The following is a 13,099-nucleotide window of genomic DNA, read 5'->3' on the forward strand; positions in this document are numbered from 1 at the left end:
AAATGAAAAAATGCACGAATCTATAAAAAGATTGCACAAAAGTGGTAGCTTTCGTGCAATCTTGTGGACATTCTATTTGGTAAACAACAGTTCTCTGTATTTGGGCAACGGCCATATTTCGTCGTCTACTTCCATTTCCAAATGGTCGATATGGTCACGGATTTGGTCGAGATACGGGCGCACTTTTTCTTCATAGGCAAATGCTCTTTCCGTATAGTTTTCCAAGTGGTTGGCTACCTTCCGGGCTTCCGTCATTTCGCGAACCAGTACTTTGATGGAAGTCACCCGATGCGAAATCTCACGAATCAGTTCCTTGCGGTCGGCACTCAATACTTCATATTCTTCGGCGGGGAATATTTCTTTCAGTCCGCGGAGGTTTTCGATTAACCGGTTCTGATAAGTAACAGCAGTCGGCACAATGTGGTTGATGGCAAGGTCGCCCAATACACGGCCTTCAATCTGAACCTTCATGGTGTATTTTTCCAGCTCCACTTCCAGGCGGCTGTTCAATTCTGTTTCGTTGAAGATACGTTCGCCGATGAGTACGGATTTGGATTGGTTGTCGACGTAGTGCATCAGTGCTTCCGGGACGTGGCAGATGTTAGTCAGTCCACGGCGTGCAGCTTCCTGTTTCCATTCTTCCGAATAGCCGTCGCCTTCGAAACGAATCGGTTCGGAAGCAATGATTGTTTCTTTCAGCAACCGGAAGATAGCTTCATCTTTGCCTACTCCTTCTTCCATCAATTTCTCTATGGATGCGCGGAATTCATTCAACTGGTTTGCCATGGCAGCATTGATGGCAATCATTGCGGCTGCACAGTTGGAAGAAGAACCTGCGGCACGGAATTCAAAACGATTTCCGGTGAAAGCGAAAGGAGAAGTACGGTTACGGTCGGTGGTATCGAGCAGAATCTCGGGGATACGTCCGATACCCAGTTTCAGCGTCGTCTTTTCTTCCGGTGTCATCTTCTCGTTTCCTACCTGGCGGACAATTTCGTCAAGGGTTGCCGAAAGTTGTGAACCCAGGAAGCAGGAAAGAATAGCGGGAGGAGCTTCGTTGGCTCCGAGACGGTGGCTGTTGTTGGCGCTCATAATGGAAGCACGTAGCAGATTCTGATTTTTATAAACCATCATCAATACATTTACCAGGAAAGTAAGGAACAGCATGTTTCCTTTCGGATTCTTTCCCGGGGCAAACAGGTTGATGCCCGTATCGGTACAAAGCGACCAGTTGTTGTGCTTGCCTGAACCGTTCACTCCGCTATAAGGCTTCTCGTGCAGCAGTACGTTAAAGTGATGTTTCCTTGCAATACGTTTCATCAAATCCATGACAAGCTGATTGTGGTCATTTGCCAGATTACAGTTTTCGAAGATAGGAGCCAACTCGAACTGGTTGGGGGCTACCTCGTTGTGACGGGTCTTGGCAGGAATGCCCAGCTTGTGACATTCTATTTCCAGTTCCTTCATAAATGCGGTGACGCGTGGAGGTATTGAACCGAAATAGTGGTCTTCCAACTGTTGGTCTTTGGCGGAAGAGTGTCCCATCAGTGTTCGTCCTGTCAGACAGAGGTCGGGACGTGCATTATATAAGGAAGAGTCGACAAGGAAATATTCCTGTTCCCATCCAAGGTTTGTAAATACGCGTGTCACGTTCTTATCGAACAACTGGCAAACTTCCGTAGCTGCTTTATCCACAGCAGCGAGTGCTTTCAGTAGTGGAGTTTTGTAATCCAGTGCTTCGCCTGTATAAGAAATGAAGATAGTAGGGATACAAAGAGTCGTATCTACTACGAATGCCGGTGAAGAAACATCCCATGCCGTATAGCCGCGTGCTTCGAAAGTGTTGCGGATACCGCCGTTCGGGAAAGAAGAAGCGTCCGGCTCCTGCTGAATGAGTAATTTTCCAGAGAATCGTTCGATTACTCCACCGTCTTCGCCGAACTCGATAAAGCCGTCATGTTTTTCGGCTGTTCCGTCCGTCAAAGGCTGAAACCAGTGTGTGTAGTGTGTAACGTTGAGTGACTTTGCCCAGCTTTTCATGCCGTTGGCAATTAAGTCCGCCATTTCACGGTTGATAGGCGTACCTTTTTCGATAGCATCGGTCACGGCCTTATAGGCTTCTTTGGGAAGATACTCCTGCATCTTCTTGCGGTCAAACACATGGCTACCATAATAATCAGAGAGTTTGTTGGAAGGAGCAGTTACTTCCAAAGGTTTCCGGTTGGAAAGCTCTTGTAATGCAAAAAATCTCATTTTAGACATAAATGGTCTGTTTTTTATCGGTTGATGGCGCAAAATTATATGTTTTTTCTGAAAGTACCCCTATTTTTTAGGGGGTAATTTGAAAAATGAAGTGATTTTTTTGAATATACCCCCTTCGGATTGAGGGGTGAAAGCAGAAGTTTATGGTCGTGACGTAAAAAACACTGGTAAATATATAAGTTTTGTACAGGTCACATCAGTAAGGCATTTAGATGATTTGGAAAATCCTCTGTGACATTTTTGTTTGTATTCTAAGTATTATACGGGGAAAAACAAAAATGTCACAGAGCTTATTATCAATGCCTTATCTATAAAAATGGCCTGATTTTAAGATAAGTTTGCAAAAAACAATAGGGAGTTTTTTTCTTTTTCGGAATAAAAACTGCATTTTTCTTTTAATTATTTGAATTTCAGTATTTTGATTGTCCTGGTCTCACGATTTCTACAGTTTTCCACCTCTGCATATTGCTCCAGTTCTTTAGTCGTGATACCTCGTCCGGTGTTCAGTCCCATTTTTTTATATACCTGTTTGAGCATACTTTTTACTTCCTGAACCGACAATTCAGTCCCTATGGGAAAAGTACGTTCGATGCGGGTTCTCATCTGTCCCGACTTCTTGATGGACTGTTCGCTGCTTACATTTAATGCTGTCCGCAACTTATTCTCGTTATAGCCGGATTCCCGTATAAAATCAGCTCCGAACCGGCAGAAACAATCGTATATATATCTGTCGGCAGTAGAAGATATCAGATTTCCCAGCATACGTTGATAACGTTTTTGCACTTTCTTGTCGGTGGTTCTGCTCATCTTCTCCATTTCCTCCAGTTTACGGACGATAAGTTCCGCCCGCTTTTTCTTTGCCAGGCGATGTTGGATAGCCATGCGCTCATTATCTGAAACCGGCATAAGGCGTTCTTCGTGTGAGAATTCAAAATAGCTGGTTTGCTGATAGGCATTACATAATAAATCAGTAGATGTATACAGCCGTTTCACTTGTTCCTTCTCATAAAAGTTGGCTATCAGGAACGAATCCGGTTTACCATTCTCGTCCAAATAAGGAAGATAGGAATTTTCTCCGATAGCTTCCTGCAATAAGGTACGCTCACCGATGTTCGATGTTCGTGCCAACTGTGTCTTCCATCCGTTGAAAACGGTGGATGCTCCTTGAATCCAGTGGTCAATCTCCGGCGAAGACATACATTCCAGTTCCGGACGGATGGAGGCGATATGTGTCACACTGTTTACTCCGCCCCTGAAACGTCCGATGATTTGGATAGCTTCGGTAGCCGGGTCGATGACGGATTGCGTAGCGCCGTATAAGTCGCTGACAAAAATCACGTGCGGAGGGTTTTTGCATAGGATATCTACTGCCGAATAGAAACGCGAAGTGAAGAAGTTGTAACGTTCCAATTCGGTTATCATCATTGATTTTTTGCGTCTGTTACCTTTCCATAGTTTATACTGTCCGTCTTCGCTGCAAAAAGTACAGGCATTGCTTAGTTCGGGTATCAACCGGTAAAAACTGTCTATCGAGTCGATACTGTTGCAGAAGATGCAGACTGTTCCCCGTTTGGCTTCAATCACTTCCTGCAGAGTTTCCAATACATTGTTCGTGGTGATAAGTTTCAGCTTTTGGCGGTATGCATAGTCAGGCTGAATCAATACCCGCATAAAGCCGTCGAAACGGTTATCCTTTTCAGGTATGATAGGAGTGGCGGAAATCAATGCCTTATTTTGGAAACGGAAAAAATCGTTCATCGGTTCGCGGATAGAATCACGGTAATGTACGTCCTGCACTAACTTTTCACATTCATCAAACAAGATAAAGCATTCTGTGTACATATCTATCTCTACAGCCTGCATTGCTTCCTTTATTTTCGTGAAACCTTCGGGAGTAGTCAACAGCTTATAATATTTATCACGATTCTCTTCCAAAAAATCAGCCACTTTCCGGATAGTTACACCTTTATATACAGCCAACGCATTTTTGTGTTTCTTCGCTTTCGACTCGATAACGGGCACATTAGGTTCGATAATGATAGATTTCCGTGGTGCCGTCAGTTCACAATGCGTAGCCCCCAGTCCGGGCAGTAACTTGTTGATAATACAATTGGTCGGGATAAAGTCTTTACCCGCGCGTTTTAATGCATCCGCAAAGTATTCGCCCTTTCGGATGGAGTAGATTCTGTCGTATTCCATATCGTTCTAGTATTTTCGCTTGTTATGTTTTTCCGGATTGTACTTCTCAAATCCGGCTGCGGTTATCCGCTTTTTCAGACGCTTCTCAGCTTTGAACACAACGTTCTTTACCTCTATGGATTCTGCCCGATGATTTTCACCGGGTTCTTTGTTTTCACAAAAACTGCCGTTTAGGGAAAAACTGCCGAAATCATCCAAATTGAGAATATTTCCATTTTTCAGAATGGCTTCTATACCTTCCAATACCATACTGAGGTCTTTATATGCGTCACCTTTGGAAATGTTGTTCTTGTCAGCGAGGTATTCAACAAATGCTTTTGTGTCCAGCGTATCCCATGATAATAGCTGCACCCGTACATTTGTCTCTTTGTCACCGCTGAAAGTATCCGCAAAGCGGGTTGTTTTGTAAAGTATGCTCATAATAATTCCTTTTTGATTATCATTATTTGCTTGCAGTTGAGTAATCACCAGAATGGACAAGTGTAACTGGATTGCTACACAAGTGTATCCGAACGGTTGCCCAAGTGCAACAGATTAATTAAAGCGGATGAAATTGCTAAAGGATAAGGGGGAATTATTAATTTGTGCGGTAGAACTAATTAAATCTTCCTTATGAATTGGTAAAAACATCTTGTCGTTTAAGACAAAACAAAGGTAGGAAAAAGAAACGGAATACTGGTGAATTTGCCGAAAGTTTTAAGAAGACAAAGAAGTGTGATAAAATAAGGGAAATATATAACTTTGCGGGCTAAAACAAAGGAATACAAACAATATTACTCCGTATTTATATGAAATATACAAGCTATGTTATTTTGATAATCACACTCTTTCTGAGTGGATGTGGTAAAAGAACAGATTCTATAACTAATAATTTGTTGAATGAGGCCGGGAGGCTCATAGACTCCCATCCGGATGGTGCCTATGGGATATTGACTGTAATAAATCAGACAGATAGTCTTGACGACGATAACTTTTCCAGGTGGTGCCTGTTGTATTGCACCCTGTCTAAAAAGATTCCCCTTTCCTTATTATCTACTGATAAGGTAGAACGGGCGGCTGCATGGTATAATAAATATGGCGAACAGGAAGACCGGCTTCAAATGGGGCTTTTTCTGGGAGAAGCTTATGTGCATGACGGTGAAATGAAAAAAGCGATGAGTATTTATACCGAAATATGCCATGAGGCGCAGCAGCATTGTTTGTATAATGCGCTTGGATATGCCTATTCCTACATAGGTGAATTGTATGAACTGCAAAATTATATGTCACAATCGGCAGAAAACTTTAAGTACGCTGCCGATAATTTCAAAAAAGCAGGAAATACGAGAAGCTATGTTTGTGCTTTACGCGATTTAGGGCGTGAATATGTATTTATGGATTCAATTGCAATGGCTTCGGAGCTAATAAAAAGGGCGGATTCCATAGCTCAGACAATCAATGATAATGAAGTCCGTGGTTCCACATTGAATGCATTAGGTAATATTTGCCTGATAAAGGAAGAATATAACCAGGCAGAAGATTATTTTCTTAAAGCACTGTCAATAACTAAAGATACTCTTCCCCATTATTTTGCCCTTATTGACTTGTACATGCAACAAGACTCCTTACTCAAAGCGAAAACCTTATTGCAGAAACTTCCTCATGATAATCCACGATACCTGTATTCTATCAAAGAGGCATATTATAATATTCATAAGAATGAAGGCGATTATTTGCAAGCTTTGCAATATCTGGAAGAATGTGTCTATATTAATGATTCGATTATATTAGCGAACAATGAAGCAAAGGTGGCCGAATTGGAAAAGAGGTATAACCACTTGAAGCTACAGAAAGAGAGTGCGGACCTGCGGTTGTCACGACAGAAGTACAGGATAATCGTAATTTTATGCATCGCCATCATATTATTTATTTTATTGGTTAGCTTTTTGTATAAGAGAAAAGCCGAAAATAAGATTCATAAACAGCAAATGGAATTAGGAGAAATTAAAAGTAACATTCTCCAACTATCCTTAGAATCGGAGCGAAGAAAGGAGCAACTTGACATATCAAAAAGCGAAATAAAGAAATCCAGGCAAATACAACAGGAGATAAAAATGCTTAAGGTAAAATATCAAAGGCTGCGGATATGTATATTAACAAATTCCGCCATTTATAAGAAATTGAGACAGCTTCTAAAACAAAATATACCCGGGAATAATAAAGTACTCCTCACAGAAGAACATTGGCGCCTCATTACTGAACAGATCAAGACCGTATATTCAGGCCTGGAATGTTTTGTGTTGGAACGTTATCCTAATATGTCCCAACAGCAGTGGAGATATTGCTGCCTTTATATGTTTTGCTTGGATAGCAATGAAGAAGCCAGGCTTTTGAATATAACTCCGACGTCTGCAAGAACCAAACGTAGCCGTCTTCGTCAGAACTTGAATATAGAGTTGTCTGATGAAGATAGTTTATATGAATATCTTGTAAGTAATATTTGTTAATAGACCTGTAATATTCACAAGTGTATACGCATTTGTTGTAAGTTGCTGATTATCAAAGGCCGCATGTCTATCCATAATTTCCATGTTTCCGAAATAGTATGGTATGTTCAATGTATTTTTGCACTGAACTAAAAACATATAAATTATGAAACATTTAAGTATTACTATTTTGTTTTTATTGATGTCTTTATCTAGTGTGACAGCTATGTCACAAACTAAAAAAGGCCTTCTGGTACATCTTAGAGATCGTTGGTCAACTTCAACCAAAAGTGTTCGTGAAATACTGGTTGAAGCATCTGTCACTGACAACAAGACGCTTATTATTCATTTTAAATCGGAAATGGAAGTCACTTTGGCAGTGAAAGACACCAATGGTGAGGTTGTCTATACCCAAATGGTATTCGCTGCATCGGGCGAAGAGCTTACTATTGATTTAAGTAACGCTTCAGAGGGAGACTATGACTTGACCATATCCGGTCGGGGCATAGCCTTAGAGGGTGACTTTTATTTGGAAGAATGATAATTGGGGATACGCACATTTAATTTTGTAATGTGTTTTTTATCCACTTGTTTATCTTAAACTAGGTTAGCGTTTTTATATTAGTTCATTTGTGGAGGGATATATATTCGAAATATAGGATATATATCCCTTTTTTATATCTGCCTGTATTGCTTTTCTACTTTACCTTTCTAGTATTCTATTAGTAACTATATATACTTCCGGTATGAAGTAAAGTCGGAATCTGTCACGAAAAATATCTATTTCGTGACTATCTCTTTAATGTCAGAGCTTGATGATTTAAATATTCTCTTATAGTGAATATTCACAGTACTTTTATTGAACAGCTGATAAGTATAACGAGAATGAGTAGAATTAATAACTATAAAAATATATGTTCAGATGATGGATAAGAATGAGGAAATATGGGAAATAGCAAGAAATGCGGCGTTTCGCGTAGATTTTGTTACAACTGGGAGAGAATTACATTTATACACGAGCGCTATTTATTCTGCAATGATGTGGGGTTGGGAAGAGCGTATTGAAGAGAAGGAGAGAGAAGCTTATCAAAACGATAAGTTTATAAAGTAATAACACTAAAATATAAATATGATGATGAATGATATTTTTAAAATCGGCGAATTGCTATCTGTACATACACAGAAATCTGAATTAGAGAGAAAAGAAGCAGAATTGACTACTCCGGTACTTACTAACAAGGAGCATATTTCGTTGATATTCGAATGGTATTGCGAATTGTCCGGCTGTAATGGCCGTGTATGTGATCTTGATACTGATAATAAAATGAAATTTCTTATTATCATACTTTTCCTCTATTCTCCTATTAGTTTCACAGGACGTAGAATCGTGAATGGTATTCGTGATATATTAACGGGATTATTCGGCTACAAATCCAGTTCGGGAGTTTCAAATCATTTAAAGACTACAGTGCATACCTATTATAATTATAGAATGTTCCGGGAAGAGGTAAATGTTTTTTATTCTGAGATACAAAACCGTTTAAAAGCAGAAGGAATAATACCTTGAAATACGATTTTATGACTTTTTCCGGGATGTCACGGCTAGAGGGACAAAAAATAGTTCAATAACCGATATAGGCAGTACTTTTACCGTCGAATCATAAAACAAGATATATCTGGTATTGAGAATTGAAAATCAAAAGCTAGCTTTTTATATATAGATTTTATTAATTAAAAATTTAAACATTAAAGTATTATGGCACAATTATCTTGGGGAAAACCCACTATTGAGTTTGGAAAATGTGGAGCTAATGGAGCTGCACCTACAACATGGACAAAACTTGCGTATGACCCGGTTGAAAGTTCAACCAAACTAACTCCTACCAAGGGCGAAAAGAAGGAAGCTAAGGTAGAAGGAGGCGAAAATGAAGCCGTGAAATATGCGAGAAATACCTATGCATTTGAGTTTGAAGTTCGCGCTGCAAAGGATCGTGTGAAGCCAATTGCTGATGCTGATGGTGTAGTAGAAGGCGAATACGCATTCCGTCTGACGCCAGAAGATGCCACTTGCGAAGGTATCCTGATTGAGCGTTCCGTGGTTTCTCTTGAGGAATCTTATGACACTGCTGAAGGTAAGAAATGGAAATATACTGTAGACGTGTTAAAACCAGCGTCTGGCAACCAGGTGAAACCGTATCTTGCACCTGAGGTGTAATGAACTGATTCTCTAACCTTGAGGGTGTGTCTTCATGATGCACCCTCTTTTTTATCAATCACACTATGAATATCAATAAAGAAATCGAAATCAACGTCTCTAATGCTATTATCGAGAAACCTATCCACTTTAGTGTAGGTAAGTATTCTTTTAGTCTCTACCCATCTACGTTGGGCAGGATGCAGATCCTTAAGAATCTCTACCTTGCCATGAATATCAATACGAAACTATTGTCAATCAATCCGTTTGCTGAAGCTCTGAGGGTTTGTCGGTATAAACAGGAAACCGTCTGTCAGATTATCGCCTACTCTACCTTCAATGAGAAAAGGAATATCATGGATTTTAAGAAAGTTTCTCAACGTGCCATTTTTTTTAGAAAGATGTTGTCTATTAATGATTTAGCCACCCTGCTGACTGTCATTCTCTCTGCCGATAAAGTGGAGGAATTTATTCATTACTTTGGCCTTGATGCTGATCGCAAGTTGAAGGCGCAAATCAACTACATCAAAGGTGAGGGGCATAGTGTCACCTTTGGTGGAAAAAGTATTTATGGCTTATTAATAGATTTCGCCTGTCAGCGCTATGGGTGGACGATGGATTACGTGTTGTGGAGTATCAGCTATGTCAACTTGAGCTTGTTATTGGCAGACGCTATCACAACGGTGTATCTAAGTGACGATGAACGCAAGAAATTGGGTAGGGGAGATAGGGAAGTGATTAATGCGGATGATCCTGCGAACCGAGACTTGGTACGGAGAATGATTAGTGAATAATAATTTTAAAATAATAAGTATTATGGCAAATTTAAATTTTAAAATAGAAGGCAATAGTGAATCCTTTATCAAGGAAGCGGAACAGATAGATTCGTCTATACATACACTTGCAACAGATATAGAGGAACAAGAACTAAAAAACAGTGAATCATTTAAGAAAAAGGCTGCTAGTTTTGCTACCATAGGGATTATTGGCAGTTTGAGCTGGCCAGGAGTTTTTCGTGGCATAAAGACAGCGGTTAGTAAAGCTATGCCTGTTTTGGGTGCTATTTCTACGTTAGCAGATATTTATTCCCTCATAACCTCTCTCACCAAAGCACAGCGAGAAGAGCAGAACAAATTGAATGACAGTATGGATGTTTTTAATAGATCTGTACTGAATCACGCTGCCCAGCCGATAGCTGCTATCGAGCGGTTGTCTACCGAGTTTCAATCGCTGGGTGACAATATGGACGCTCAGCGGCAATTCATTGTCAAGAACAAGAAGGCTTTCGATGAATTGGGGGTGTCTATTCGTAACGAGCATGATGCTCAACAGTTACTAGTTGACAATAAAGATACGTTTGTTGCAGCCCAGATTGCTAAAGCGACCTCTTTAGCCTATCAAGATAAGAGGGAGGAAGTGGCAACTAGATTAGCAGGTGCGTATATGGCAGTTGGTGGGAAAGAGAAAGATGATGCTGTGGGAGTGGAATACAAAGTACCTATAGCGGGTGAAGGTAATGATATCATGAAAGCCAACGAAAGCCTCAAGAGTCTCCGTAATACTTTGTACGCTTTTTCTAAGGAAAAGGCTGAAGTCGCGAAGAAAGAAATGGAAGACCTGATGCAGCTAAGTTTACAAAGTGAAAAGAAAGCGTCGGATCTGATGGCAGGGTTGGGTGTCGCTCCGAAAGTGCCTCAACCTCGAACTACCAATACTCGGCAAATGGCTGCCACTCATCAAAAAGAGCAGCAAACGTTGATATCCGAGAAAGAGGATACCAAACAACAACAGGGGAAAGACAATATCGAATCTGAAAAACAAGCCATGATCGAGTATTTGAAAATCTATGGCACGTATCAGCAGCAGAAACTGGCTATGGCTCAAGACTATGCGGAAAAGATAAGAAAAGCAACAGTGGAACATGGAGCAGAAAGCCCGGAAGTGAAAACGCTTGAGCAAGAACGCCAGAAATCGACTGCCCAACATGAAGCGGCAGCATTGCAAGCTAATATCGACTGGGTGACTGTTTTTAGTGAGTTCGGTGGTATAGCGAGTAGTTATATTCAACCGGAATTAGATAAGGCTAGAGCCTATACGCAAACTAACGAGTTTCTGAAAACGAAAGCTGAGGATAAAACTACGTTTTTAAGTTCTATTGAAAAAATGAAAAGCATTTTAGGTGAATCTGGAGGGAACAGTTTTAAAAAACTGGGACAGGATGTTCAGATTTATCAGGATTCGCTCCGTGTGCTCAACGATGCCAAAGCAGAAGAGGCGGTAGCTATTGAAAAACTCGTCAAAGCGCAAGAAGATTATGAGCAAGCGCTAAAAAAAGGTAGCCAAGCAGAACAGGATGCCGCCAAAGAGACTCTAAACACGGCGAAGAAAAATGCTGATGAAGCATCGAATAATGTGCAAGAACAGACAAACTCTGTCAAGCTGAATAATCAGAATTTATCCGAAACTGCCACGAATCTCAAGAAGAATATGGATAATGTTGTTCAAGGATTAACTAAATTGTCTGCTGGTAGTTTGAGTGGTGCGTATAGTGGAATTATTCAGGCGTCTAATGGGATGAAAGACGCAATAGGGAAAACCTCTGAAAATTTGAAAGAAGTTCCTATTATTGGATGGATCTTGTCTATTATTGATGTGCTTAAAAATGGTTTGAGCAATCTGATAGGTGGGCTGCTAGATGCAGTGTTCAATGCCATTTCCGGTATTCTTGATGATGTACTGTCGGGAGACTTATTCGTCACCATTGGGGAATCCCTTCTCTCGGGGATTAGTAAAATATTTGACGCTATTTCTTTCGGTGGGTTTAGTTCTTTGATGGATTCTATTAATGGTAGCAATGCCAAGGAAGTGCAACAGGCGATTGATAAGTTGACAGATCGTAATGAAATATTGGGAAAATCGATAGATCGACTGACTGCGGTGATGGATGACGCAGCGGGCGGAGAAGTGATAACTGCTTATCAAGGAGCAAAAGCTTATCGAGAAGAACAAAATGACAATTTGCGTCAGATTGCGAAGGAGCAAGCGAGATATAGCAGTAGCCACCATAGTTGGAACTACTATATGAAATGGACTGCGGAGCAGTTGGACTGGGCACGCAAGAATGTAGATAGTAATTTTTCTGGTACAGAGTCTTTATGGGGCTTAAGCCCCGAAGATATGAATCTTCTTTTAAGCAATGCCAGTATCTATGAACAGATTAATAATGCGGGAAAAGGAGGTTATGGTGGGCGTGTGATGGAAAAGTTGGAAGCCTTTGCTGATCAAGCAGGAAAGTTAGACGAACTTACAGACAAGGTCCATACCTCCCTCATGCAGATGTCATTTGATTCTCTCCGGGATAGCTTCCTCAATTCATTGATGGATATGGATAAGGATGCGAAAGGGTTCTCTGAAGATTTTGCTGGATATATGCAACGAGCATTGCTGAATTTTGCAATTGGTGATCTTCTTAATGGTAAATTAGAAGGTTGGTATAATGGAATAGCAAAGGATATTCAAGACCAAAAAGGCAAATTGAGAGAAGAACAAATAGATCAATATCGTTCTGATTGGGAGGGATATGTACAACAAGGGATCAGTATTCGGGATGGAATTGCAGAAATAACAGGATATGGAAATACTGGGGAAAGTTCTGGTCAGCAAGATACGAATGGCGGATTTCAAACAATGTCTCAAGATACTGGCAGTGAACTCAATGGACGCTTCACTGCTTTACAAATATCGAATGAGGAGATTAAAAATTCTATGCAGTTTGCTTTGGGAAGTTTATCAGTTTTGTGCACCGCTACTTCCGATGGAAACTTTATCTTATCGGACATGCGGAACCTAGCGGTAATTTCCAATGGACATTTGGAAAATATTGCTAAATATACGAAAGTGATTCAAGGCTTTGGGGAAAAATTGGATAATATAGATCGGAATACAAAAAAACTGTAACCTTCTATTCTTTATTACAAAA

The 13,099-nt window shown here is 40.4% G+C and carries 10 protein-coding genes; 7 read left to right on the plus strand and 3 right to left on the minus strand.

Going from position 1 to position 13,099, the window contains the following annotated elements; translation table 11 throughout:
- Positions 1–72: 72 nt before the first annotated feature.
- From HC965_RS19160 to HC965_RS19170, 3 genes are all read right to left on the minus strand, one after another.
- Positions 73–2,262 (minus strand): glutamine synthetase III, encoded by a 2,190-nt coding sequence (locus tag HC965_RS19160; protein ID WP_191032955.1) that lies wholly within the window; start codon positions 2,260–2,262, stop codon positions 73–75.
- A gap of 399 nt (positions 2,263–2,661) precedes the next feature.
- Positions 2,662–4,461: a hypothetical protein gene (locus tag HC965_RS19165; protein WP_191032956.1), complete on the minus strand. Its 1,800-nt coding sequence runs from the start codon at positions 4,459–4,461 to the stop codon at positions 2,662–2,664.
- A 6-nt stretch (positions 4,462–4,467) separates the two neighbouring features.
- Positions 4,468–4,881 carry an HU family DNA-binding protein gene (locus HC965_RS19170; protein ID WP_191032957.1) on the minus strand — a complete coding sequence of 138 codons (414 nt, stop codon included), beginning with the start codon at positions 4,879–4,881 and terminating at the stop codon, positions 4,468–4,470.
- Positions 4,882–5,249: 368 nt separating this feature from the next.
- Here HC965_RS19170 and HC965_RS19175 point away from each other — a divergent pair, with 368 nt between their 5' ends.
- From HC965_RS19175 to HC965_RS19205, 7 genes are all read left to right on the plus strand, one after another.
- Positions 5,250–6,947 carry a lipopolysaccharide assembly protein LapB gene (locus tag HC965_RS19175; RefSeq protein ID WP_191032958.1) on the plus strand — a complete coding sequence of 566 codons (1,698 nt, stop codon included), beginning with the start codon at positions 5,250–5,252 and terminating at the stop codon, positions 6,945–6,947.
- Between the two features lie 205 nt (positions 6,948–7,152).
- Entirely contained in the window at positions 7,153–7,467 is a 315-nt protein-coding gene (locus tag HC965_RS19180; RefSeq protein ID WP_191032959.1) for a DUF3244 domain-containing protein, read from the plus strand.
- A gap of 381 nt (positions 7,468–7,848) precedes the next feature.
- Positions 7,849–8,037, plus strand: coding sequence for a hypothetical protein (locus HC965_RS19185; RefSeq protein ID WP_223854947.1), 189 nt, complete (start codon positions 7,849–7,851; stop codon positions 8,035–8,037).
- Positions 8,038–8,058: 21 nt separating this feature from the next.
- A complete protein-coding gene (locus HC965_RS19190) occupies positions 8,059–8,493 on the plus strand; it encodes a hypothetical protein (RefSeq protein ID WP_191032960.1) in 435 nt (144 codons plus the stop codon).
- 189 nt (positions 8,494–8,682) lie between these two features.
- Positions 8,683–9,141, plus strand: coding sequence for a hypothetical protein (locus HC965_RS19195; RefSeq protein WP_191032961.1), 459 nt, complete (start codon positions 8,683–8,685; stop codon positions 9,139–9,141).
- Between the two features lie 65 nt (positions 9,142–9,206).
- Positions 9,207–9,914: a hypothetical protein gene (locus tag HC965_RS19200; RefSeq protein WP_191032962.1), complete on the plus strand. Its 708-nt coding sequence runs from the start codon at positions 9,207–9,209 to the stop codon at positions 9,912–9,914.
- A gap of 22 nt (positions 9,915–9,936) precedes the next feature.
- Positions 9,937–13,077: a hypothetical protein gene (locus tag HC965_RS19205; RefSeq protein ID WP_191032963.1), complete on the plus strand. Its 3,141-nt coding sequence runs from the start codon at positions 9,937–9,939 to the stop codon at positions 13,075–13,077.
- Positions 13,078–13,099: the final 22 nt, after the last annotated feature.

The sequence above is a fragment of the Bacteroides sp. GM023 genome (genome assembly GCF_014750685.1).
GTDB lineage: Bacteria > Bacteroidota > Bacteroidia > Bacteroidales > Bacteroidaceae > Bacteroides.

What these genes read in the sequence shown, in the direction of transcription:
- HC965_RS19160 (WP_191032955.1), bottom strand. Translation starts at nt 2,262, where the DNA reads ATGTCTAAAATGAGATTTTTTGCATTACAAGAGCTTTCCAACCGGAAA.
- HC965_RS19165 (WP_191032956.1), bottom strand. Translation starts at nt 4,461, where the DNA reads ATGGAATACGACAGAATCTACTCCATCCGAAAGGGCGAATACTTTGCG.
- HC965_RS19170 (WP_191032957.1), bottom strand. Translation starts at nt 4,881, where the DNA reads ATGAGCATACTTTACAAAACAACCCGCTTTGCGGATACTTTCAGCGGT.
- HC965_RS19175 (WP_191032958.1), top strand. Translation starts at nt 5,250, where the DNA reads ATGAAATATACAAGCTATGTTATTTTGATAATCACACTCTTTCTGAGT.
- HC965_RS19180 (WP_191032959.1), top strand. Translation starts at nt 7,153, where the DNA reads ATGTCACAAACTAAAAAAGGCCTTCTGGTACATCTTAGAGATCGTTGG.
- HC965_RS19185 (WP_223854947.1), top strand. Translation starts at nt 7,849, where the DNA reads ATGATGGATAAGAATGAGGAAATATGGGAAATAGCAAGAAATGCGGCG.
- HC965_RS19190 (WP_191032960.1), top strand. Translation starts at nt 8,059, where the DNA reads ATGATGAATGATATTTTTAAAATCGGCGAATTGCTATCTGTACATACA.
- HC965_RS19195 (WP_191032961.1), top strand. Translation starts at nt 8,683, where the DNA reads ATGGCACAATTATCTTGGGGAAAACCCACTATTGAGTTTGGAAAATGT.
- HC965_RS19200 (WP_191032962.1), top strand. Translation starts at nt 9,207, where the DNA reads ATGAATATCAATAAAGAAATCGAAATCAACGTCTCTAATGCTATTATC.
- HC965_RS19205 (WP_191032963.1), top strand. Translation starts at nt 9,937, where the DNA reads ATGGCAAATTTAAATTTTAAAATAGAAGGCAATAGTGAATCCTTTATC.